29 protein-coding genes are annotated in these 22,512 nt (G+C 55.2%); 16 read left to right on the forward strand and 13 right to left on the reverse strand.

Annotated elements, in window-relative coordinates; all coding sequences use genetic code 11:
• Positions 1–238, reverse strand: a 238-nt coding sequence (locus ACN0VD_RS14385; RefSeq protein WP_417595454.1) for a MerR family transcriptional regulator, incomplete at its 3' end; no start/stop codon positions are given.
• 153 nt (positions 239–391) lie between these two features.
• Here ACN0VD_RS14385 and ACN0VD_RS14390 point away from each other — a divergent pair.
• On the forward strand, positions 392–568 hold the full coding sequence (locus ACN0VD_RS14390) for a YegP family protein (RefSeq protein WP_417595456.1): 177 nt from the start codon (positions 392–394) through the stop codon (positions 566–568).
• A gap of 61 nt (positions 569–629) precedes the next feature.
• Here ACN0VD_RS14390 and ACN0VD_RS14395 read toward each other — a convergent pair whose 3' ends face one another.
• The 5 genes from ACN0VD_RS14395 to hemE form a co-directional block, all read right to left on the reverse strand.
• Positions 630–1,355 (reverse strand): YjbE family putative metal transport protein, encoded by a 726-nt coding sequence (locus ACN0VD_RS14395; RefSeq protein ID WP_417595458.1) that lies wholly within the window; start codon positions 1,353–1,355, stop codon positions 630–632.
• Positions 1,348–1,647, reverse strand: coding sequence for an antibiotic biosynthesis monooxygenase family protein (locus tag ACN0VD_RS14400; RefSeq protein WP_417595460.1), 300 nt, complete (start codon positions 1,645–1,647; stop codon positions 1,348–1,350). The genes ACN0VD_RS14395 and ACN0VD_RS14400 overlap by 8 nt, the downstream gene beginning before the upstream one ends.
• An 18-nt stretch (positions 1,648–1,665) precedes the next feature.
• Complete coding sequence (gene rho, locus ACN0VD_RS14405; protein ID WP_417595462.1) at positions 1,666–2,922, reverse strand: transcription termination factor Rho; 1,257 nt, start codon at positions 2,920–2,922, stop codon at positions 1,666–1,668.
• Positions 2,923–3,076: 154 nt separating this feature from the next.
• Positions 3,077–3,520, reverse strand: coding sequence for a CopD family protein (locus tag ACN0VD_RS14410; protein WP_417595464.1), 444 nt, complete (start codon positions 3,518–3,520; stop codon positions 3,077–3,079).
• On the reverse strand, positions 3,517–4,551 hold the full coding sequence (hemE, locus tag ACN0VD_RS14415) for a uroporphyrinogen decarboxylase (protein ID WP_417595466.1): 1,035 nt from the start codon (positions 4,549–4,551) through the stop codon (positions 3,517–3,519). Before hemE ends, ACN0VD_RS14410 begins: the two co-directional genes overlap by 4 nt.
• Before the next feature lie 301 nt (positions 4,552–4,852).
• Here hemE and ACN0VD_RS14420 point away from each other — a divergent pair, with 301 nt between their 5' ends.
• The 11 genes from ACN0VD_RS14420 (at position 4,853) to ACN0VD_RS14470 (ending at position 11,997) form a co-directional block, all read left to right on the forward strand.
• Positions 4,853–5,698 carry a pyruvate, water dikinase regulatory protein gene (locus tag ACN0VD_RS14420; RefSeq protein ID WP_417595468.1) on the forward strand — a complete coding sequence of 282 codons (846 nt, stop codon included), beginning with the start codon at positions 4,853–4,855 and terminating at the stop codon, positions 5,696–5,698.
• Between the two features lies 1 nt (position 5,699).
• Positions 5,700–6,296, forward strand: a complete 597-nt coding sequence (locus tag ACN0VD_RS14425; protein WP_417595593.1) for a Maf family protein — start codon at positions 5,700–5,702, stop codon at positions 6,294–6,296.
• Positions 6,293–7,111 (forward strand): shikimate dehydrogenase family protein, encoded by an 819-nt coding sequence (locus ACN0VD_RS14430; RefSeq protein WP_417595470.1) that lies wholly within the window; start codon positions 6,293–6,295, stop codon positions 7,109–7,111. Before ACN0VD_RS14425 ends, ACN0VD_RS14430 begins: the two co-directional genes overlap by 4 nt.
• Positions 7,111–7,716 (forward strand): dephospho-CoA kinase, encoded by a 606-nt coding sequence (gene coaE, locus ACN0VD_RS14435; RefSeq protein WP_417595595.1) that lies wholly within the window; start codon positions 7,111–7,113, stop codon positions 7,714–7,716. The genes ACN0VD_RS14430 and coaE overlap by 1 nt, the downstream gene beginning before the upstream one ends.
• A 27-nt stretch (positions 7,717–7,743) precedes the next feature.
• Entirely contained in the window at positions 7,744–8,442 is a 699-nt protein-coding gene (gene dnaQ / locus ACN0VD_RS14440) for a DNA polymerase III subunit epsilon (protein WP_417595472.1), read from the forward strand.
• Between the two features lie 55 nt (positions 8,443–8,497).
• Positions 8,498–9,070 carry a ribosome hibernation-promoting factor, HPF/YfiA family gene (hpf, locus tag ACN0VD_RS14445; RefSeq protein ID WP_417595474.1) on the forward strand — a complete coding sequence of 191 codons (573 nt, stop codon included), beginning with the start codon at positions 8,498–8,500 and terminating at the stop codon, positions 9,068–9,070.
• 139 nt (positions 9,071–9,209) lie between these two features.
• Positions 9,210–9,668, forward strand: a complete 459-nt coding sequence (locus ACN0VD_RS14450; RefSeq protein ID WP_417595476.1) for a PTS sugar transporter subunit IIA — start codon at positions 9,210–9,212, stop codon at positions 9,666–9,668.
• Between the two features lie 8 nt (positions 9,669–9,676).
• Entirely contained in the window at positions 9,677–10,156 is a 480-nt protein-coding gene (locus ACN0VD_RS14455) for a PaaI family thioesterase (protein ID WP_417595478.1), read from the forward strand.
• Positions 10,149–10,487 (forward strand): DUF1491 family protein, encoded by a 339-nt coding sequence (locus ACN0VD_RS14460; RefSeq protein WP_417595480.1) that lies wholly within the window; start codon positions 10,149–10,151, stop codon positions 10,485–10,487. The genes ACN0VD_RS14455 and ACN0VD_RS14460 overlap by 8 nt, the downstream gene beginning before the upstream one ends.
• A gap of 203 nt (positions 10,488–10,690) precedes the next feature.
• Positions 10,691–11,398 (forward strand): cell wall hydrolase, encoded by a 708-nt coding sequence (locus tag ACN0VD_RS14465; protein WP_417595482.1) that lies wholly within the window; start codon positions 10,691–10,693, stop codon positions 11,396–11,398.
• Between the two features lie 80 nt (positions 11,399–11,478).
• On the forward strand, positions 11,479–11,997 hold the full coding sequence (locus tag ACN0VD_RS14470; RefSeq protein WP_417595484.1) for an MmcB family DNA repair protein: 519 nt from the start codon (positions 11,479–11,481) through the stop codon (positions 11,995–11,997).
• On the opposite strand, the gene ACN0VD_RS14475 is transcribed toward ACN0VD_RS14470, so the two are convergent.
• Entirely contained in the window at positions 11,994–12,647 is a 654-nt protein-coding gene (locus ACN0VD_RS14475) for an ankyrin repeat domain-containing protein (RefSeq protein WP_417595486.1), read from the reverse strand. The genes ACN0VD_RS14470 and ACN0VD_RS14475 overlap by 4 nt on opposite strands.
• A gap of 108 nt (positions 12,648–12,755) precedes the next feature.
• Between ACN0VD_RS14475 and ACN0VD_RS14480 the strand changes: the two genes are divergently transcribed.
• Genes ACN0VD_RS14480 through ACN0VD_RS14490 form a run of 3 tightly spaced genes read left to right on the forward strand, consistent with a single transcriptional unit; the run spans position 12,756 to position 14,540 of the window.
• A complete protein-coding gene (locus tag ACN0VD_RS14480) occupies positions 12,756–13,373 on the forward strand; it encodes an SCO family protein (protein ID WP_417595488.1) in 618 nt (205 codons plus the stop codon).
• A complete protein-coding gene (locus ACN0VD_RS14485; protein WP_417595490.1) occupies positions 13,361–13,807 on the forward strand; it encodes a YcgN family cysteine cluster protein in 447 nt (148 codons plus the stop codon). The genes ACN0VD_RS14480 and ACN0VD_RS14485 overlap by 13 nt, the downstream gene beginning before the upstream one ends.
• Positions 13,776–14,540, forward strand: coding sequence for a M48 family metallopeptidase (locus ACN0VD_RS14490; protein ID WP_417595492.1), 765 nt, complete (start codon positions 13,776–13,778; stop codon positions 14,538–14,540). The genes ACN0VD_RS14485 and ACN0VD_RS14490 overlap by 32 nt, the downstream gene beginning before the upstream one ends.
• A 9-nt stretch (positions 14,541–14,549) precedes the next feature.
• Here the strand turns inward: ACN0VD_RS14490 and ACN0VD_RS14495 are convergent, their stop codons facing one another.
• Positions 14,550–16,664, reverse strand: a complete 2,115-nt coding sequence (locus ACN0VD_RS14495) for a transglycosylase domain-containing protein (protein ID WP_417595494.1) — start codon at positions 16,662–16,664, stop codon at positions 14,550–14,552.
• Between the two features lie 95 nt (positions 16,665–16,759).
• A complete protein-coding gene (msrB, locus tag ACN0VD_RS14500) occupies positions 16,760–17,158 on the reverse strand; it encodes a peptide-methionine (R)-S-oxide reductase MsrB (RefSeq protein ID WP_417595496.1) in 399 nt (132 codons plus the stop codon).
• Positions 17,159–17,278: 120 nt separating this feature from the next.
• Between msrB and ACN0VD_RS14505 the strand changes: the two genes are divergently transcribed.
• Positions 17,279–17,818, forward strand: a complete 540-nt coding sequence (locus ACN0VD_RS14505) for a DUF4402 domain-containing protein (protein ID WP_417595498.1) — start codon at positions 17,279–17,281, stop codon at positions 17,816–17,818.
• Between the two features lies 1 nt (position 17,819).
• On the opposite strand, the gene holA is transcribed toward ACN0VD_RS14505, so the two are convergent.
• The 4 genes from holA to ACN0VD_RS14525 are packed head-to-tail and all read right to left on the reverse strand — an operon-like array spanning position 17,820 to position 22,368.
• Positions 17,820–18,848, reverse strand: coding sequence for a DNA polymerase III subunit delta (holA, locus tag ACN0VD_RS14510; RefSeq protein WP_417595500.1), 1,029 nt, complete (start codon positions 18,846–18,848; stop codon positions 17,820–17,822).
• Positions 18,845–19,366, reverse strand: a complete 522-nt coding sequence (gene lptE / locus ACN0VD_RS14515) for an LPS assembly lipoprotein LptE (RefSeq protein WP_417595502.1) — start codon at positions 19,364–19,366, stop codon at positions 18,845–18,847. Before lptE ends, holA begins: the two co-directional genes overlap by 4 nt.
• Positions 19,363–21,891 (reverse strand): leucine--tRNA ligase, encoded by a 2,529-nt coding sequence (gene leuS / locus ACN0VD_RS14520; RefSeq protein ID WP_417595504.1) that lies wholly within the window; start codon positions 21,889–21,891, stop codon positions 19,363–19,365. Before leuS ends, lptE begins: the two co-directional genes overlap by 4 nt.
• A 27-nt stretch (positions 21,892–21,918) precedes the next feature.
• Positions 21,919–22,368, reverse strand: a complete 450-nt coding sequence (locus ACN0VD_RS14525; RefSeq protein ID WP_417595506.1) for a DUF3576 domain-containing protein — start codon at positions 22,366–22,368, stop codon at positions 21,919–21,921.
• Positions 22,369–22,512: the final 144 nt, after the last annotated feature.

Genomic DNA, 22,512 nt, shown 5'->3' on the forward strand with positions numbered 1-22,512 from the left:
GCTCAAGCGACCTCTTCAGATTTGAAACCGACGCTCCTGAATCGAGCAATTTCTTGATTGCCTTTAAGACCAACAGGTCCCGGAACTCGTAGCGCCGCCCTTTGCCGCGTCTCGTCCCCTTTTTCTTCCGAGGAATAAAAACTCCCGTTCTTTGCAGATAATCCAACATATAGACTGAATTAAACCCACAAATGACCACCGCTTCCTTCGCCGAAAACTCTGTTTTAATAATAGTCATGCTCAGAACTATAATTGATGAATAGTAAAAATCCTAACAATATGGCAAATTTCCTCCTCATAAACTAAATATAGTTGTCTTCTCTATTGCGGCATACCACACCTTGTGCCAAAAAATGTGCGGTCCATTAAGGACTAGAAAGGAGGAAATGTTATGTACTTTGAAAAATACAAGTCCAACGGCCAGTGGCGTTGGCGCCTCAAAGCTGCCAATCACGAGATAATCGCATCAGGCGAATCTTATTGGAACGAGACCGACTGCAATCATGCGATCAATCTCGTGAAAGGCACAACCAGTGTAACACCGGTCAAGACGCTCCAAACGAGCTAGTAGGATATATACCCGCAAAATCTAAAAGGAAAGGCTGGGAGCGATCTCGGCCTTTTCACTATCAGAACAGCGTCAGCACACCTATCGTCTGCTCGTCACCCACCAGTCCGGAATAGATCATATTGCCGGCGACATAGACGATGACCGCCAGCCCTAGATAGGCAATCCATTTATAACGCTCGATATATTTGGCGATGACATTGGCTGCAAGACCCATCAATGCGACCGACAGCAACAGGCCGATGACCAGGATACCGGGATGTTCGCGCGCCGCACCGGCGACGCCAAGGACATTGTCGAGGCTCATCGACACGTCAGCAGCGGTTACCGCCCATACCGCCGCCCAGAAGCTTCTCTGCGCTTTTACGCCGCTACGTTCGTCGCCTTCAATCTCTTCCGATCCCGGAGATTCACCTTCGTGGAAAATCTCGCGGTAAAAACTCCAGCCGACCCAGAGCAGCAACAAGCCGCCAGCCAGCACCAGACCGACGATCTGCAACAGCTGCACCACGATGAGCGCAAACAGGATGCGCAATATCAGCGCGGCGGCAATACCGATGAGAATCACCTTGCGCCGCTGTTCTGCTGGCAAGCCGCCAGCCAATGCGCCGACAACGATGGCGTTGTCTGCAGCAAACACCAGATCGATCAGCACCACCTGCCCGAAGGCCGCCAGCGCTGCCGGCGATCCGATATTGGAGAAATCATGGACAATCGCCGCCCATATATCTGAAACAGAACCAAGGCCGGTCGCGACAGCGGATAAAAAGGGGAGAAGTTCAATCATGGAAAATAGAAGGTCCGTAATAGTTAACGACCGGCATAGGGTCATAGAATTGGTGAAGCAAGCTGCGCCATTGTTGATAATCGTCTGACTGTCGAAATCGTTCCCGATGTGATTCAATCCTGTCCCAAATTATCAACAACAAATAGCGGGTAGGATCATCCGATGACGGCCGTATTTCGATAGACTGAAAACCCGGTTGCCGGGCTACAAGCGGTCTGGCATTTGCCATCGCCGCTTCAAAACTCTCCGATTGCCCCGGCCGAACCTGCAATATGGCATGTTCCAGTATCACCGGGGCAAACCGGAATTTTTACTGGTTCATGCTGTCGAAGAAATCGTCGTTGGATTTTGAATCCTTCATCTTGTCGAGCAGGAATTCCATCGCGTCGATCGTGCCCATCTGCATGAGAATTCGGCGAAGGACCCACATTTTCTTGAGCTTCTCGTCCTCGACCAGCAATTCTTCCTTCCTCGTACCGGATTTGCCAACATCCAGCGCCGGGAAGATACGCTTGTCGGCCACCTTGCGGTCGAGCACGATTTCCGAGTTGCCGGTACCCTTGAATTCTTCGAAGATCACTTCGTCCATCCGGCTGCCGGTATCGATCAATGCGGTCGCGATAATCGACAGCGAACCGCCTTCCTCGATATTCCGCGCCGCACCGAAAAAGCGTTTCGGGCGCTGCAGGGCATTGGCGTCCACACCACCGGTCAGCACCTTGCCGGAGCTGGGAACGACGGTGTTATAGGCACGGCCGAGACGGGTGATGGAGTCGAGCAGGATGACAACATCATGCTTGTGCTCGACCAGACGCTTGGCCTTTTCGATCACCATTTCGGCAACCTGAACGTGACGGGTGGCTGGCTCGTCAAAGGTCGAACTGATGACTTCGCCCTTCACCGAACGCTGCATGTCGGTCACTTCTTCCGGCCGTTCGTCGATCAGCAATACCAGCAGATAGACCTCCGGATGATTGTCGGTGATCGCCTTGGCGATATTCTGCAGCAGAACGGTTTTACCGGTCCGTGGCGGTGCCACGATCAGGGCGCGCTGGCCCTTGCCCTGCGGGGAGATAATGTCGATCACCCGGGCGGACTTGTCTTTTTCCGTCGGATCGAGACTGTCGAGCTTGAGCTTCTCATCCGGATAGAGCGGGGTCAGATTGTCGAAATTGACCCGGTGACGGACCGCGTCCGGATCGTCGAAATTGATCGAGGTCAGCTTCGTCAGCGCAAAATAACGCTCGCCATCGCGGGGTGCGCGGATTTCGCCTTCCACCGTGTCGCCGGTGCGCAGACCAAATTTGCGGACCTGGTTGGGAGAGACATAAATATCATCGGGACCGGCGAGATAATTGGCTTCGGGTGAACGCAAAAAGCCGAATCCGTCGGGCAGCACTTCGATTGTGCCAACACCCATGATCTGTTCATTCTGATCCGCAAGTTCTTTCAGAATAGCGAACATCAGATCCTGCTTGCGCAACGTGGAGGCACCCTCGACGCCCAGTTTTTCAGCCATCGAAACGAGATCCGCGGGCGACTTTTCTTTTAATTCTTTTAAATGCATGGAATTTTATCCAGATAATTTTGGGAAATCATAATATGTTTTACATGTGAGCAGCTGTTCGCTGACTTCGAAATTCGATGTACATGAAAATTTGGCCCGGACGGGCTTTGGCGTATATTTACGCCTTTGTTATTTGAGTGTCAACTAATGGGAATCAAAACGGTTTGATAATCACCAATATCACGATGATTGCCGCCGCGATACCGGGCACTTCATTGACCAGACGCAGTCTTTTATCGCTCATCGTCCGTTCCCCGCGCGCCAGTTTTTTGGAATAGGCAATCATCCAGCCATGATAGCCGGATAGCGCCAGCACCATCAACAATTTGGCGTTAAACCAGCCCTGGCTGAACGCGCCGATATTATAGGCAAGCGCCAATCCGACCACCCAAACGATGATCAGGGACGGATTGAGAATGATCTTGCGGAGCTTGCCCTCGCGCTCGATCCATTTTCCATCTTCTTCCGAACCGACCGCGGTTTCCTGATGATAGACAAAGAAACGCGGCATCATGAACAGCCCCGCCATCCAGAAAATCACGAAAATGAGATGGGCCGCTTTCAACCAGAGATAGAGCATGGAGAGAATTTCATTCATTGCCTCACAAGTGTAAGCAGATTTTCGACATGTTCAATGGGCGTGTCGGGTAAAATCCCGTGGCCGAGATTGAAAATATGCGGCCGATCTTCAAAGACTTGCATGATCTGGCGCGTCGATTTTTCAAGCGCTTCGCCGCCGGCAATCAGGGCCAGCGGATCGAGATTGCCTTGCAGCGGCAAACCGGCTGGCATATTTTCATGGGCCCAGATAGGATCCACCGTTTCATCAAGACCAATCGCGCTGGCACCCGTTTCATTCGCATAGGCGACCAGTTTCGCTCCGGCGCCCTTGGGAAAACCGATAATCGGCAGATCGGGATGAACCGCTTTCAGTCGCGATATGATTTCGGCATTGGGCGCGATCACCCATTTTTCAAATTGCATGGGGGACAGCGAACCGGCCCAGCTGTCGAACAGTTGCACCGCATCAACGCCGGCCTCGATCTGGCCGAGCAGATATTCAACGGTATTCCTGATGATTGCGTCGATCAGTTCGGAAAAGGCCGCTTCATCCTGATAGGCATAGCGCCGGGCGACACCCTGATCCTTGCTGCCCTGTCCGTGAACCATATAGGTCGCGACGGTCCATGGACTTCCGGCGAAGCCCATGAAGGTTGTTTGGTCGTCGAGCCGTTCGGCGACCCGGCGCACGGTGGCGTAAATAGCTTCAAAATGCTCGGGAGCACCCTCTAGAGACGACAAAGCGGCATCGACCAGCCTTGGTGCCAGCCGGGGTCCTTCTCCCTTCTCAAACCACAGTTTCTGACCCATCGCATGGGGAACGATCAATATGTCTGAAAACAGGATCGCACCGTCAAAGCCAAAACGCTTGATCGGTTGCAACGTCACTTCCGCGGCCGCTTCCGGATCATAGCAAAGTTCAAGAAACCCGCCTTTTTGCGCGCGCAATTCGCGATATTCCGGCAAATAGCGGCCTGCCTGACGCATGAGCCAGACCGGCGTTTGATCGGTCTTCTTGCCGAGCAATGTCTTGAGGAGAATTTTCTGGGAGTCAGTTCCGTTCGGCATATGAAGACGGTCATCCATTATTATTATCTAAGTATTTATATTAAATTGTTGTTGATGATAGAGCGTGGAAAAGGCGGTAACCCGCCAGCGCCGCAAATACAAACAGATTGACAGGCGGGTCTTAATGAAAATTTAACCGATTCCAAATTTTGATCCCCGCTATCCACAGATTGTGGATGGAATTTGTCAATGTTGGTCCACTGTGGATAGATTTGCGGGATTCGGGGATAGATATAGAGGGGATATTTATCCCCGACTTCATCCCTTGCTTTATCCACCGTGAAATCACAAAGCTTAAACCATGAACAGGCTCCATCTTCATCTGCTATCGGATTCCACCGGCGAGACACTGGAAAATATCGCCAAGGCGGCGCTTGCGCAGTTCGACGGTGTAGAGATTATCAAGCATTTCTGGCCGATGGTCCGTTCCGAGAAACATCTCAACCGGATATTGACCGAAGTAGCGGATAATCCCGGGCTGGTCATATTCACCATCGTCAACCGCGATATCAGGGCCAAGCTTGAACGCGAATGCCGGCATCTGGGACTACCGTCGGTCCCGGCCCTTGATACCGTAACCGATGCTTTGTCCAATATGTTGGGACAGGAAGCCAAAGCGCGACCAGGTCGACAGCATATATTGGACGCAGCCTATTTTGCCCGGGTTGAAGCAATCCAGTTTACCATCGCCCATGATGACGGTGTCGGCTGGGAGAATTGGGAAGCGGCCGATATCGTGCTGGCCGGCGTTTCCCGAACCTCAAAAACACCGACATCCATTTATCTTGCCAATCGTGGGTTCAAGACCGCCAATATTCCGATCGTCCCGGAATCGCCTCCGCCTGATGCGCTATTTCATCTGAAGAATCCGCTGATTGTAGGTCTGATCACCGGTGCTTCGCGGCTGGTGCAGGTCAGGCGCAACCGCTTGTTGTCACTGAATCAGGCACCCGAAACCGATTATGTCAATGAAGAGAAGGTCAAGGCCGAAACCCAATATGCCCGCCGGATGTTTGCTGATAATGGTTGGCCGATGATCGATGTGACGCGCCGATCGATCGAGGAATCGGCCGCGGCGATCATCAATCTCTACAACGAGCGGCATATAGCCGCTGGAGACAGCGTGAAGGCTCCTGTCAGTGAATGATATACCCTTGATACTGGCATCAAAAAGCCAGGCTCGGCGTGCGATGCTGACCGCTGCCGGCGTCAGGGTCGAGGCCATCGCGCCCAATGTTGACGAGGATGCCCTTAAAGAAGGGCTGAAGAGCGAAGGCGTTACCGCCCGCAATCTTGCCGATGCACTCGCCGAAGCCAAGGCCGTCCGGCTGTCACAGCGGATCGGTGACGGGATGGTATTGGGAGCGGATCAGGTTCTGGCGCTGGAAGACGGCAGGATGCTCGACAAGCCGTCCAATCCTGCCGATGCCATCGCCCATCTGAAATTGCTGTCCGGCCGGAAGCACAAGCTGTTCAGCGCCGCCGTGATTGCCGAACAGGGAATAGCGGTATGGCGTCATATTGATATTGCAACGCTTTCCGTCCGCTCGCTGAGCGATGCTTTCATCGAACATTATGTGGAATCCGAATGGGATAATATTCGTCACTGTGTCGGTTGCTACGAGATAGAGGGCAGGGGTGTTCAGCTTTTTTCGGCTATCAGCGGTAGCCAATTCACGATCATGGGCCTGCCGTTATTGCATCTTCTGGACTATCTTCGAATTCGGGGTATTTTGACGTCATGACCACATCTCTTCCCTACGCCGAAGTCATCGGTGATCCGATCAAACAGAGCAAGTCTCCGCTGATCCACAAATTCTGGCTCGACCGGCTCGGAATCGAGGCAGATTATCGCGCCTGTCATGTCGCACCTGCTGAACTGGTCGATTATATCGGGCAGCGTAGCGCCGATCCGGACTGGCGGGGCTGCAATGTGACCTTGCCGCATAAAATAGTGATTATGGATCTGGTCAGCGATCCGGGCGGCGTTCGTGACAATATCGGAGCGATGAATACCATCGTGCGCCAGGCCGACAATAGTCTCATCGGTACAAATACCGACGCGGCCGGTTTCATGGCCCCGATTGCCGACACTGACTGGTCGGGAAAACATGCTGTTATCATCGGGGCGGGAGGTGCGGCCCGCGCGGTCCTGTTTGCCCTGAAACAAGTAGGGATCGGGGAAGTTACCTTTGTCGCGCGTAGCGGTCTGAAAGCGAGCGGCTTGCTGATGCAATCGTCTTTGAAGGGTGGCGTACTCCCGATGGACGCGCGGTTACCGGAGGCTGATCTTCTGATTAACGCCAGTCCGCTCGGCATGACGGGCAAGGAACCGCTAGAGTTGGACCTTGGTCCTTTGCCTAGCAATGCGCTGGTATATGATCTCGTCTATGCCCCGCTGGAGACTGGTCTTTTGAAAGCGGCCAAGCGGCACGATCTGGCCGTGGTTGATGGTCTCGATATGTTAATCGGTCAGGCGGCGCTTGCCTTTGAACTGTTTTTTGGCGCCACCCCGCCGATGGAAGATGATATCGAGCTCAGAAAGCTGTTGATTGCATGATGGCACGCGAACGACCCTATATTATCGGACTAACGGGCTCGATCGGGATGGGAAAGTCGACGGTGGCCCAAATGTTTGTCGACGAAGGCGTTCCCTTGTTCGATGCGGATGCTGCGGTCCATCACCTACAGGGGCCAGGCGGTGCTCTGGTCGATGCGATCGAAGCCCTGTTTCCGGGAAGCACGACTAGCGAGGGTGTGGACCGTCAGAAACTGGGAGCAGCGGTGCTCGGCGATCCGTCGGCGTTGCAGCAGCTGGAAAGGCTGATTCACCCTGCGGTCGGGGAAATGCGACTGGCATTTATCGAAAAGCATCAGGATCGGCCGATGATCCTGTTCGATATTCCGCTATTATTCGAAAAATCCGGGGGCGAGGGGGTCGACCATATTGTTGTGGTATCGGCCGGTGATAAGGATCAGCGCGCCCGTGTTCTGGCTCGACCGGGCATGACCGAAGAGCGGTTCGAACAGATTAAGGCCCTTCAAATTCCGGATGCGGAAAAGCGGAAAAGAGCGGATTCCGTGATCGATACGTCCCTGCCCCATGCCGAAACACGTCGGCAGGTCCAAAAACTTGTCCAAAAATTGAAAGCATCTCTTGCGTAACCCAAGGTTCGGTCCGATATTGAGTATATGCGGGAAATAATTTTCGATACTGAAACCACCGGCTTTGATCCACAAAATGGTGACCGGATGGTGGAAATCGGTTGTATTGAAATGATCGACCGGGTCGAAACCGGCCAGACATTCCACTGCTATTATAATCCTGAACGGGCGATGCCTAAGGCCGCCGAAAATGTGCACGGATTGTCGGATGTATTTCTGTCCGACAAAAAGCTGTTCGCAGAGGGGGCTGAGGAACTTCTGGATTTTCTCGGGGACGCGAAACTCGTCGCCCATAACGCACAATTTGATTTTAATTTTCTCAACGCCGAACTGCTTCTGTGTGGATACAAGGAAATTTCCCGTTTTCGCATGGTGGACACGCTGGCGATTGCGAAATCCAAGCACCCTGGTGCCAAACTGTCGCTTGATGCCTTATGTTCGCGCTATGGTATCGATCGCAGCCATCGGGTGAAGCATGGCGCTTTGCTTGATGCGGAATTGCTGACCCAGCTTTATATTGAATTGACCGGTGGCCGCCAAATCGGTCTGGGTCTGGCGGAGGAGGACAAGCGGCGAAAAGACTCGGCACAGATGCAACCCAGATCACAGAGCGTGGAACGCAGGCCGTTTATGGCGGCGCGTGAACATCGCGCGACCGCCGAGGAGTTGGAGCGGCACAAGCTATTTATCGAGGGCATTAAAAACCCTCTTTGGACAGAGGTTTAAGAGACAAAACAGTATCGTCAATTGTGTAGCGATGCAGAATGAAAAGGAGAATATTATGGAAGTTCGTGTTTCGGGACATCAGGTCGACACCGGTGATGCGCTGCAAACCCATGCCGAGGATCGAATGAACGCGATTGCCAGCAAATATTTTGCCAAGGCTATTTCGGCCAATGTCACCGTCAGTAAAGCGCCCCACGCCCAGTTCAAATGCGATATCGTGACTCATGTGATGCAGGGATTGACCTTGAAGTCTGATGCTGAAGCGGGAGACGCCCATCAGGCTTTTGACAATGCCGCTGACAAGATCGAAAAACAGCTGAGGCGCTACATGCGTAGGCTCAACGACCATCATGTCCAGGCGCAATATGCCGCGAAACAGGAAGAAGCGGCCTACCGGGTGTTTGAATCGGTGGACGAGGACGACGAGAGCGAAGTGAATGGTGACAGCCCTCCGATCATTGCCGAAACCAGCACCGATATTCCTGAAGCCAGCGTGTCGAACGCGGTGATGATGATGGATTTGCGCAATACCAGCGCGCTATTGTTCAAAAACTCTGGCACTGGTACCCATAATATGGTCTATCGCCGCCCCGATGGTACAATTGGATGGGTGGAGCCGCATAGCTAATAGGGCGGCCCTGTCGTCCACGGGCAGATAATTGGACATTTCTGTCGACTGGCCCAAAAGCACACTGGTTTCCAAAGTCCGGAATTTTCGCGGATTTACGCGAATATTGCCGGGACAAAAGGAATGAATGATGACGATCATGTCCGTTAGACTGAATATCGCTGCCGTCCGGGATTGCCCTGGTGATGGTGGCAAGGATGAAATTTTGCGCACGATCGGCACGATCGCGCAGGAATGCTATCAACTTGATGCAGAAACGGTGCGCGCTGGCTTGGCAGCTCGTGAAGCCCTGGGTTCAACCGGATTCGGAAGAGAAATTGCCATACCGCATACGAAATTGGACGATCTTGACCGTTGCGTAGGTGTTTTCCTCCGCCTTTCCGAACCGGTAGCGTTCGATTCGCAAGACGGAAAGCCGGTCGGGTTGATATTCGCGCTGCTCTCTCCGGCAAAAGGCGGAGTCGAGCATTTGCAGGCCTTGGCCGAGATTTCCCGTTTCTTACGGGATGACAATATGGTTGCGAAGCTCCGCGGTGCCTCTGGTCAGGACGCTCTATATGCTCTGTTGAGCAAACAGCGCGAGCGGCGGGCTGCCTGATATTCGTTATGACGGACAAGCCTGAAACTGATTTGGAAAGCGGCGGCGCACAAGGACATTTTCGCGCCCTGGAACGGCTTTATGCCGAAGCGCCGATCAACCGGCTGTTCAATTCACGTCTGGAAATCGAGGAAGCGGGCAAGGCAAAGATATTTTTCGACGTCGATGAACGATATTATCACGCAGCCGGAGCCGTACACGGGACCGCTTATTTCAAGATGCTCGACGACGCCGCCTTTTATGCCTCCAATAGTCTGGTGTCCGACCGCTTCATCCTGACCACCGCCTTCAACCTGCTCTTCACCAAACCGCTCAAGAACGGACCGGTCATAGCCGAGGGCCGCTGGGTTAGCGGTAAACGGCGGGTGTTTGTGGCCGATGCACGACTGGTCGATTGCGATGGTGACGAAATAGCCCGAGGCACCGGTACCTTCATGCGTTCGCATATTCCGCTAGCATCACTTCCTGGCTATAAAAAAGATGATTGAACCGCGACTTTCTGCGGAAATGAAGGTCAATACCCTTCTTCGACTCGTGAATCAAAATGGTGGATTTGGTGCGGTGCTGAAAAAAGGCGACCGGATATCCGGATCAGTCCTGATTCAATGCGTAGAAAAGGGCGAAAACCCTAAGCTTCTGGAGAGTATGCCGTCGCTTGACGGCTCGTCGAACTGGCAGCAGATATGGCCACAAGGTACTGATAATAATAAGAAATTAACTGATTATATAGCCCAAAGATTTCGATTTGACCCCGATATATGGTTAATTGAACTAGACATCCCGGATGCGGAACGGCTCATCGCCCAAATGGGTCAGTAAACTTGACTTTATCGTCCAGAAACATATTTGGCGCTCAACTTTGATGCGCAGGTTGCCGTTAAGTTTGTCGGGAACGACAGGCGGTAAACACGCAGTCGGGGGGAACAGAAACAGATCCACGCTTTGAATTTCGGGTCTGTTTTTGGCGTCAATGGCGGAAAGTCATGAATCGCTCTGGTCTCACCGCATAAAAAAACAGGTTTATGAGCAAAATTTTTCGTGCCGCAAGCGCCTTGTCGCTTGCTCTTACTACGGTCGCGGCATTGTCCGTTACCGACGTGTCCTTCGCGTTGGAAGCAACCGATGAGACTCCCGAATCCGAAATTTTCGTCGATCCGGCTCTTTTACAAGAGGATGAATCGAGCAAAGACATCATATTTGGCGAGCAACAGGAAATCGTTGCTGAAATTCCCCAAGATGTTGTCGAGGCAGACAAGATTGCCAACGGCGAAGCTGAAGTCAATTTCGACGGTGACTCCGATTTTATCAATGATGGTGCGCTATCCCTGCGCCAGCTTGTGCGCCAGCAATCGGTTGATGGTGCGCTTGATCCCGAAATGCAATGTCTTGCCGGGACCGTTTATTTTGAATCCAAAGGCGAATCCCTGCAAGGTCAGCTCGCCGTTGCCCGCGTCGTGCTCGCGCGTGCCGCTTCTTCCCGTTTTCCGGATAGCATCTGCGGTGTCGTTTTTCAGCGCAGCCAGTTTTCCTTTGTTCGCGGCGGTAAAATGCCTCCGATCAAAACCGGCGGCCGACACTGGCGCAATGCGGTAGCGATTGCCAAAATTGCCATGAATGATGGCTGGAAAAGCTCCGTCGAAGGCGCGCTTTTCTTTCACGCCCGTTATGTTTCTCCAGGGTGGCGCCTCAAACGCATGGCGACAATCGACAATCATATCTTCTATCGCTAGGCGATCCGCACATATCAAATTCATAAAGGCTCCCTCACGGGGGCCTTTATTTTGTTCTTTTTATGTTCTAGCCTGATTCCATGACGATAATCGACGATTCTCTCGACCTATTGATGGCGTCCGGTGAACTGAACGGAGCACAGGCGGTTGCCCGCGGTGTTGCGCGGATGTTTCTGAGACATGATATTTTGGTATTGCCCGAAGTCAGTTTGCGAAACAGGCGAAGGGCTGACCTGATGGGGATTGATGCCAAGGGGCAGATCGTCATTGTCGAGATCAAGGTGGCCCGGAGCGACCTGTTAGGCGACAGCAAATGGACGGAGTATCTAGACTATTGTGACCGGTTTTACTGGGCCTTGCCGATCGGCTTTGACGCTTCGCCGGTCGATGGCGCAGAATTCATGCCCGAACGCACAGGTCTGATCATTGCGGATGCTTATGATGCGGAAATGGTACGTCCCGCCGCGACCAAAGCGCTCGCTCCGGCACGGCGCAAGACCGAAACCATGCGGCTGGCCCGCCGTGCCATGCGGCGAGCAGCGATTTCTGATGGCTGGATAAGCCCCGCGTCGAGCCCACAGGAGCCAAGCAGCTATTAACCTTCTGGTCCGAAAAATCGTCCCTCGGGTTCCGGTTTTTTGGTGGCATCGGCTTTTTCGATTTCGGCCAGAATCGCCGCCGTTCGACGATCCTGCGTCGCATAGTCACGCGCCGACTTTCCCGCGAGCGTATCGGTGCGGTCCGGGTCCGCACCATTTTTGAGAAGCAGCCGGACCAGCTCCGTATCACGCATATGAACCGCCAGTATCAGTGCGGTTTCGCCCTGTTTGTTTGTTTCATCCACTTTCGCCTTTTTCGCCAACAGGGTTCTCGCGCCATCCACGAATCTGAGCTGGGTCGCCAGCATGAGCGGTGTATTGCCTTCCTTGTCCGCAAGGTTGGGATTGGCACCTTTTTGCAGCAGGAAAGCGAGCCACGTATTGTCGCGTCGTTCCACCACGATATGCAGAGCAGTCTGTCCGGTGGAATGATCGCGCGTATTGACGATCACCGATCCTGGCCGGCTGAGAAATTTGGTCGCTTCCTCGCCATCACGGTCCTTGACGGATTTCAGAAAATTATAGCTATCCGAAAACTGTGCGGAGGCCGGCACTGAAATTACAATGCTTGCCGCCGCAATCCCGGCAAAGCGCAGGAAAAGGATGAGTTTACCGGCCCATATTGGGCTCGAAGGATATTTACTGAACATTTTTCGCCCCATTTCGTTAACCGGTGACATTATACCGATCCGTTATAATTGCTGCCTATCAATTATCTGTTGAAATTGATCAAGTAGCAGACCATTGCTGGCCGCGTAATGAACAATATCGCAAACAAAGCAAAAATGATCCTCTCGGCAGGATTTCTGGCCTTCTTGGTAGCGTGTAGCGCTCCGTCCGACGGAAATGGGGCGGCGGATGCGGAACCGCCTCTCGCCGGGGCTCAGATCGGCGGGACATTCACGCTGACCAACCAGGACGGCGTCAAAATGTCGGAGGACGAGTTCAAAGGCAAATACCGGATCATCTATTTCGGTTACAGCTATTGCCCCGATGTGTGCCCGATCGACCTCTCCAATCTCATGCTGGGCTTGAAGCTGGCGGAGAAAGGCGATCCTGCACTCGCCGAAAAAGTCCAGCCGATTTTCATAACCGTCGATCCCGAGCGCGATACCCCGGCGGTTTTGAAACAATATGTTTCGGCTTTTCATCCGCGGCTTATCGGTCTCACCGGTGCACCGGAGGAAATTGCAGCGGTCGCAAAAAAATATCTGATCATTTATGATATCCGCAAAGATGAAGGATCGAGCGAATATCTCGTCGACCATAGCCGTCAGGCCTATTTGTTCGGACCGGAAGGTGAACCGCTGGCGCTGCTGCCTTTTGACGGTACGCCGGAGGATATCGCCGATGAAATTACCCGATGGGTGAAATAGAATCCGTTCCGCCCTTTTGGGAGCAGCCGCTTGAAACACTCGATCGTGCCCAATGGGAAGCCTTGTGCGACGGCTGCGGAAAATGCTGTTTGCTAAAGGCCGAAGATGAGGACGACGGGCAGATCTATATGACCAATATTGCCTGCAAATTGCTTGATGTCCAGCAGGCCCAATGCAGTGACTATCGCCACCGCAAGTTTCATGTCCCCGATTGTGTACGGTTGACGCGTTCCAAGCTGGAGCAATTCGACTGGCTGCCTGATAGCTGCGCCTATAAATTGCGCGCCCGCGGTCTGCCATTGCCGGCGTGGCACTATCTCATCTCCGGTGACCGCGAGTCCATCCACGCGGCCGGCCAATCGATCCGGGGAAAGGTTATTCCCGAAACGAAGGCGGGGCCGCTTGAACTCCACATTCTCGATGCTCCGCTTTAGCAGCACACGTACCGAAGCGCGTGCCATTCGTCTCGACGGCATAAGCTATCCGATCGAGCTGCGGCGATCGAAACAGGCCCGGTCCATCATAGTTTCGGCAGATACGGTGAAGGGAATTGTCCGCCTCACCGTCCCGGTCTCCGCATCGAAAAATCAGGCGCTCCGCTTTGCCCAGTCCAAAGCCGACTGGCTGAATGCGCGTTTTGCGGAAGCTTTGCCCCCGGTACCGATAGAGAATGGCAGCCAGATAGCATTTTTGGGCGAACCCCATATCATATGCTGGTCCCCGGAATATGCGCGCAAGCCGTTAATTGTGGATGGCGAAATTCGACTGGGCGGACCCTCTGAACATCTCGAATCCAGGATGTTGCGCTGGCTCAAGGCACAAGCGCGAAGCATTTTTACAGAGGATCTGCAATTTTACTGCACCAAGGCCGCTGTTGATCTACCCAAACTCGCGGTCGGGGATGCGCGGCGGCGCTGGGGCAGTTGTTCCGGTCACCGGTCGATCAGATTGAGTTGGCGGCTGGTCATGGCCCCGGCTCATGTTCGTCGCTCGGTGGTCGCCCATGAGGTGGCGCATCTCGTTCATATGGACCACAGCCCGCGCTTTTACGCGCTGCTCGACCGGATTTACGAATCGGATCGGCGGATCGCTGATCGCTGGCTCAAGGATCATGGCCGTGGCCTGCATATGGTCGGCGTGGAGCGACAATCGCCGACGACCGATTGAACGTCTTCGTTATTGCGTTTCGGAGCGCATCGCATCAGGAAGCAGGGATTCGGGCTGTCTTTGCGGAGGAAGCGGCTTTGGTTTCTTGACTGGTGCCGGTTCCGGTTTGCGGGGGGCCGGATCTCCCTCGCGTCCAAGCACGGAATCGATCCAGTCCTGATCAAGCCGAGGGTTATCGGCGGCTTCTCCGTTTTCCAAATCATATTCGATGCCGCCGCCGGTCTCTATCGGCATGCCATTTTCGTCGACATAGATACCATCTTCCGGTGCTCCAAACAGGGCATCCTCATCCGGTTCCAATTGCCATTCGGGCAAGATCAGTTCGGTATCGAATTTCTCGACCTTGCGGTTGGCTACGGCAATTTTCATAAATTGTGCGAAAGCGGAGGCTGGTGCCCGACCGCCCTGGAGACCACTCACCGGCTTTGCGTCGTCGCGACCCATCCAGACGCCGGTGGTGAGACCGCTTGAGAAGCCCAGAAACCAGCCATCCTTGTTGCTGCTGGTGGTTCCGGTCTTGCCTGCGACCGGTCTGCCGATCTGGGCCGCTCGACCGGTACCGGTGTTTACTGCGGTCTGCATCAGATCGGTAATACCGGCTGCCACCCACGGGTCTACCAGCACCCGGCTGCCGTCAAATTTGTTTTGATAGAGGATATCACCCTTCATCGTCTGCACTTTGGTAATCCCAAATGGTGTAATCGCGGTGCCTTTTGCGCTGATCGATGCAAAGGCGCGCGTCATGTCGATCAGCCGCACGTCCGAGGTGCCAAGCACCATTGAGGGGTTGGTATCGATGGGCGTGGAGATGCCAAATCGCCGTGCCATATTTGCGATCGTGCTTGTCCCGATATCATTGCCTATCGCTGCTGCGACGGTGTTTTTGGAAAAGGCGAAAGCGGTGCGGACATCAATATCTCCGGCATAGCGATTGCCGCTGTTGCGGGGCGTCCAGTTGCCGATCGTGATCGGCTCGTCGGTGACTGTGTCATTGGGCGTGTAGCCCGCTTCCAGTGCAGCCATATAGACGAACACTTTCCAGGCAGAGCCGGGTTGGCGGACGGCCTGGGTCGCGCGATTATAGTTGGACGTCACATAGTCGGTTCCGCCAACCATCGCACGGACGGCACCGTCCCGGTCGATCGCCACCAGCGCGCCCTGGGCTCCACCGGGTACCCGTGACTGAATGGCGCTTCCGGCCGCCCGCTGCATATCGAGGTCAAGGGTTGTCCAGACCTCGATCGGTTCGACCGTTTCGTCGATCAGCAAATCCAGTTGCGGCAGCGCCCAGTCGGTAAAATACCGAACACTATTCTGCCGTGGTTCCGGTGCAAGCTTGACCGAGGCAGGCTTGGCATTCGCCGCCTCGCTTGCGGTGATCGTTCCGGCATCCTGCATCACTTCCAGAACCACGGTTGCCCGGCCGATAGCGGCTTTGGCATCGGCGGTGGGGGAATAGCGGGAAGGGGCTTTGACAAGACCGGCGATGATCGCGGCCTCAGCCAGATCAAGATTTCTGGCACCATGGGCGAAAAACCGGCGGGAAGCGGCATCAATTCCATAGGCACCGCCGCCATAATAGACCTTGTTGAGATAAAGTTCGAGAATCTGTTCTTTGGAAAATTTCCGTTCCATTGCCAGGGCGAGCAATATTTCCCGTCCTTTCCGGCCAAAGGTCCGGTTGTTGTTCAGAAATATGTTGCGCGCCAGCTGCTGGGTAATGGTTGATCCGCCCTGCGCCCAATAGCCGCGCTGCATCCGTACCTTCAGCGAACGGGCTATCCCGATCGGGTCAACGCCGAAATGACTCTCGTAGCGCCGGTCCTCAACCGAGGTCATCGCGGCCTTCATGACTTCCGGAATATCGTCATATCGCAGCCATTCGCCATAGCTCGGCCCCATGGAAAACAGCTCCTTGCCGTTAACATCGAGCACCCGGATCATCTGGCCATTGGGGGAAGATTTCAGATCTTCGAAACCAGGAAGCGAGGAGCGGGCAACCAGTACCGCAACCACCAGTGCAATGGCGGCCATAAAACCAACGACAAGACCGGTCTTGGTCAGACGCCACAGCCATGTGCGTATGGGACCTTTTTTCTTGCTGTCATTTTTGGCACGCGCCATATTTTTCCACCCACTATACGCTCAAACGCTGAATTTCAGGTTTCCTAGCGTATTAGTGCCTTACTGCAGGCTGAACATGGAAGCACAGAAAAAATTCAGTCCGATTTGGGTTCGAACGCCATCGCGGCACTGTTCATGCAATAACGCAGCCCGGTTTCCGTAGGACCATCAGGGAAAACATGTCCGAGATGGCCGTCGCACGTGGAGCAGCGCACTTCGATACGGCGCATGCCGAGGCTATTGTCCTCAATCTCGGTCACGGCTTCGGAATCGGCAGGTATGGAGAAGCTCGGCCAGCCGCAACCGCTGTCAAACTTGCTTTGTGAATCAAACAATTTGTTGCCGCAGCCGGCACAGAAAAATGCACCGTCGCGATATTCCGTGTTGAGCGCTCCGGTGAAGGGTGGTTCGGTGCCCGCTTGGCGCAGCACATGATATTGTTCGGGCGACAGTTTCTGCCGCCATTCTTCATCGCTCAAGATTGTTTTTTCCATTTTTGTCAAATGGAGCCTTGGCGGCCGTCGGTCAAGGGATCTGGCGTTTTGCATCGCCATGAATCACCGCAGGTCTTAACCAAATATTCAGCATATTTGGCCAAAATATGGGCTATGAAGATGGTCAAAAAATCGGTGCTGTTCGGGGCGATGATGACCGCATGTCTGCCATTCGCACCAACCCCAGCGCAGGCGCAATGCCGTTTGTGTGCGGCTAGTCCCGTGACACATAGCCTTTCCGACACTGTCGTCAGAAACAACGAAATTCCGCTCCAGATCGAAATTACCGCCAATCTGGATTTCTCTCGCATGGCCTTGTTGGGAAGGAATGGCGGTGAGGTCAGCATAGATCCGGTGTCCGGTGCCAGGCAAATCAGCGGAAGCATAACCAGTCTGGGTGGCATGGCGTTGCATGGCGAAGGCCGGTTGACGGGCGAACCGGGCCGCAATGTCAGGGTAACGCTGCCCGCACGGATTCAACTGAGCGCAGCCAATGGTTCGACGGCGGAGCTGGAAAAGCTTGAGACTAATTTACCGGCAATGGCCAGACTGGACCAGACCGGACGACTGGTCTTTGCCTTTGGCGGTAAATTAAGGGTGCGAGGAGATGCGAGCGGGCAGTTTCGCGGGCGGATCGCGATTACCGCCGACTACGAATGATCTACCTGCTCCGCGCGGCTTTCCGGGCAATCAGCAGCAATTCATCCTCCAGCAGGACCTGGTCCGGTTGATTGCTGCTTTTCAGGGCGATTTCCAGCCGCAGGATGCGATCGATCAACCTGCCGATATGTTGCGATGACCATATATGCAGTTGTCGTTTGAAATGTTTCCGATCCTTGAAAAATACGCTGGGATGCCCGGCGACTGAATCGATATTGCCTCCTTTGTCGACCTTGCTACGCAATTCCGCGAGCTTGGTCAGATGGCGGAGCATAATTCGTATCAGACCGATTTCGCTGATACCCTGCGCTCGCGATGCGGCTATTTCCTGAGCCAGTCGGACTGCATCGCCATTGAGCGCGGCGTGGATCAGCAGGCTGATATCCTCTTCGTCATTCTCGGCACCGAGCAAGAGGAGAATATCGGATTCTGGCGTCTTCGGGTCGTCGGGACTTGCATCGAGATAAAGTGCTATTTTCTCGACTTCCAATCGGGCGAGGACCAGATCATTGCTGGTCAGGGCCGCGATTTCCTGCGCCATTTCCCGGCTGAGCCGGAGACCTTCCGTCTTTGCCATCGTCTGAATGGCTGCCGCGGCCTGTTCCGGCGTGGTTTCATAGCAGGTCGCAATCAATGCGTCTGGCGCGGCGCTTATCGATTTCGCCAATGCTGTCTTGTCACCCATACCGGGGGCAATGACAAAGACGGGGTCGCCGCCGGACGGACCTGCCAGTAAAGTTTCGATTGCGTTGGTTGCCCGTACTGCTTCACCGCTGTTCAGCCGCAATATGATATAACGCTTGTCCCCGAACAGTGAAGCGGAATTGGCTTCGTCGTTCAGTCGGGCGGGGCTGTCGCTGAGATCGGAGATTGTCATGTCCACCCGCTCGGCGGACTGGGCGAGCGGTTGTACCAGTTCTTCGACCAGCGCCTGGCAGCGGGTGACATTGGGGCCGCATAGAAGAATCAGGCGAAATTGATCGGTACTGGCATGAAAGCGCCTGACAATGTCTTCCGGCTTTGCCTTCATGGCTGCGGCGACGCATTGGCCTCTTCCCGGGCGAACAGAGAGAGCCGGGTGACAATCTGGTTGGCCACGCGGGTCGCCAGATTTTCCAGAGCGGTGTCTTCCGCAGCAAGCGTGGCATATTCCGAAGAGACCACGTCGATACCCGCGTCCGATCCGGCAGTGGCATCGAGCACGACAACGGAGTCGGAGAGGCGGACCAGCTGATAGCGGGCGCGCAACGTTCTGCGCTCGCGCGTGATCCGGTCGTCGCTGCGCACGCCAAATCCGGCAATCTTGTCTTCCAGTGCAACCGTCAGGCGATATTTTGCCTGCTGGCCTTCAAATGCTCCGAGTTGATCCTTCAGCGCGTTGCGGGTGAGCCATCCGGCCTTGCCGGCAATCGGTTCAATTTCGACATTGCCCAGTTCCTGCGCAACGACGCCGTTCGTGCCGCCGGCGTAGAGAGGCCGCAGGTTGCAGCCGGCCAGCATCGCCGACAATGCCGCGACCAGGCCGATCCGGGCGATCATGGAACTCATATGACGATATTGACCAGTCGGTCGGGCACGACAATCACCTTCTTTATTTCCGCTCCGTCGAGGCTACGCTGCACCTTCCCGGAAGCGAGGGCAAGCTCTTCGAGCTGATCCTTGCTGCTGCCTTTGGCTGTGGTGATCGTATCGCGCAATTTTCCGCGCACCTGAATCGCAATCGTCACTTCGTCATCGACCAGCAGGCTTTCGTCCACTTCCGGCCATGGCGCGTCGGCGATCAGGCCGCTTTCGCCGAACAAGGCCCAGGCTTCCTCGGCAATATGCGGCACCATCGGCGCGACGATCCGGGCGAGCGATTTAATCGCTATGGTCCGGTCTGCAGACGGCTGGGATTTCTCGATCAGATTGACCAGTTCGAAGACCTTCGCGACCGCCTTGTTGAAGGAAAGCGCCTCGACGTCACCAGCGACACCGGCCACGGTCTGGTGGAGCTTGCGGCGGAGCGCCTTGTCTTCACCCGCATCGCTGCTGTCGACGACAGCGATAAACAACCGCCACAGCCGCTGGACGAAACGCCAGCTGCCTTCGATACCCGCTTCCGACCAGGGCAGGTCGCGTTCCGGCGGGCTGTCGGACAGCATGAAGAAGCGCACCGCATCGGCGCCATATTGTTCGATGATCGGATCGGGGTCGACGACATTTTTCTTCGACTTCGACATTTTCTCGACCCGGCCGGTGGTGACCGGCGACCCGTCGGCGATCACGGCCCAGTCGCTGCCGTTTTTCTCGACCTCGTCGGGCGACAGCCAGCTGCCATCCCCATGTTTGTAGGTTTCGTGCGTCACCATGCCCTGGGTGAACAGGCTCTCGAACGGCTCGGCGAAATCCAGCTTGCCGATGCTCGCCAAAGCGCGCGTCCAGAAGCGGGCATAGAGGAGGTGCAGAATCGCATGTTCGACGCCGCCGATATATTGCGTGACCGGCAGCCATTGTTTGACCACTTCGGGGTCAAAGGGCCGGTCGTCGGGCTGGCTGGCAAAGCGCAGGAAATACCAGCTGCTGTCGACAAATGTGTCGAGCGTATCGGTCTCGCGCCGCGCCGCCTTGCCGCATTTCGGACAGTCGACATGTTTCCACGTCGCGTGGCGTTCCAGCGGATTGCCCGGCGTTTCGAAATCAATATCTTCGGGCAGCACGATCGGCAGCTGGTCCTTGGGTACCGGTACCGGGCCGCAGTCATTGCAATGGATGATCGGAATTGGCGTGCCCCAGTAGCGCTGGCGCGAAACACCCCAGTCGCGCAGCCGCCAGGTGGTCTGGGCCTTACCCCAGCCTTCGGACCCCGCGCGATCGATAATCGCTTGCTGCGCCGCTTCCACGGTCATGCCGTCGAGAAACGCGCTGTTCACGATTTTGCCGGGACCGGTATAGGCCTCGTCCCCGATATATTCGGCATCGGTTTCATCGCCATCGGAGACCACGCGCTTGACCGGCAGGTCATATTTGCGGGCGAAGTCGAGATCACGCTGGTCATGCGCCGGCACGCCGAACACCGCACCGGTGCCATAATCCATCAGCACGAAATTGGCGACATAGACCGGCAGCTGCCAGTCCGGATCGAGCGGATGGGTGACGGTCAGGCCGGTATCAAAGCCCTTTTTCTCCATTGTCTCGAGTTCGGCGGCGGTGGTGCCACCAGCCTTGCATTCCTCGGCAAAGGCCGCGAGCGCGGCATTTTGGCCGGCAAGTTTCTGGGTCAGCGGATGATCGGCCGACAGCGCGACAAAGCTGGCCCCGAAAATCGTGTCGGGCCGGGTCGAGAACACCTCCACGCTGGCGATATCGTCTTGCGCTTCGGCGAGCTGAAAATGGAATTGCAGGCCCTGCGACTTGCCGATCCAGTTCTCCTGCATCAGGCGGACTTTGTCGGGCCAGCCCTTGAGATCATCGAGACCCGCCAGCAGATCTTCGGCAAAATCGGTGATTTTGAGAAACCACTGGCTGAGCTTGCGCTTTTCGACCTGCGCGCCCGAACGCCAGCCCTTGCCGTCGATAACCTGCTCGTTGGCGAGCACGGTCATGTCGACCGGATCCCAGTTGACCGCCGATTCCTTGCGATAGACCAGACCGCCCTCGAACAGGTCGATGAACAAGGCCTGTTCCTGGCCGTAATATTCGGGATCACAGGTCGCCAGCTCGCGGCTCCAGTCAAAGGCAAAGCCCAGCGTCTTCAGCTGGCTGCGCATCGAGGCGATATTGGCGCGGGTCCATTCGCCGGGATGGACTTTCTTTTCCATCGCCGCATTTTCCGCCGGCATGCCGAAGGCGTCCCAGCCCATCGGATGGAGCACTTCAAAGCCCTGCATCCGCCGGAAACGGGCGAGCACGTCGCCCATCGTATAGTTGCGGACGTGGCCCATGTGGATGCGGCCCGAGGGATAGGGAAACATCTCGAGCACATAGCTGCGCGGTTTCTCGCTTGCGTCGTCCGCTTCAAAAGTACCCGCTGATGCCCAGCGCTCTTGCCAGCGTTTGTCAGCCGCCAGTGGATTGAATCGCTGATCGGTCATTATGGCCCTATGCAGTGGCAGGAAATATTAGTTGATGATCGAACCGCGCCGCAGATCGCGGGCCTTGGTGAGAATGATCTGTTCGAGCTTCTGGGTGGTCGCTGCCTTGACCGGCGCATCCACCCAGGTGCCGTTCTGCGCGACCTGTCGCGATGCTGCAACCCGAAGGGCGTCGGCGCGCAGATCCTGGTCGAGGATCGAGACATTGATTTTCATCCGCTCGCCCGGATTTTGCGGATTCACATACCAGTCGGTCAGGATCACCCCGCCGTTGCTGTCGGTCTGGGTTAGCGGCATGAACGACAATGCGTCGAGCGACGCGCGCCACAAATAGCTGTTCACGCCAATGGTGGTAATCTGTGACGCTGCCAGATCGGCCTTGGGTCGTTCTTTGCCACCGCAAGCGGAAAGCAGAGATATTGCCAGCAGGCTAGCGGTTGCAGATCGCAAGAATAGAGATGATTTGAGGCGGGACATGAAGCGCTCCTGGTTGCATTTTGCGCCGGTACGAAATTCATTTTACAGAATTTGTTCCGGAGATGATATCATTTCAGCGCTCTCTATAAATGCTTTGCCGCAAGGGGCAAGCATTAGCGCATGTTTTGCTCTTGTGCAGCGGGG

It is taken from the genome of Parasphingorhabdus sp. (genome assembly GCF_048267785.1).
GTDB lineage: Bacteria > Pseudomonadota > Alphaproteobacteria > Sphingomonadales > Sphingomonadaceae > Parasphingorhabdus.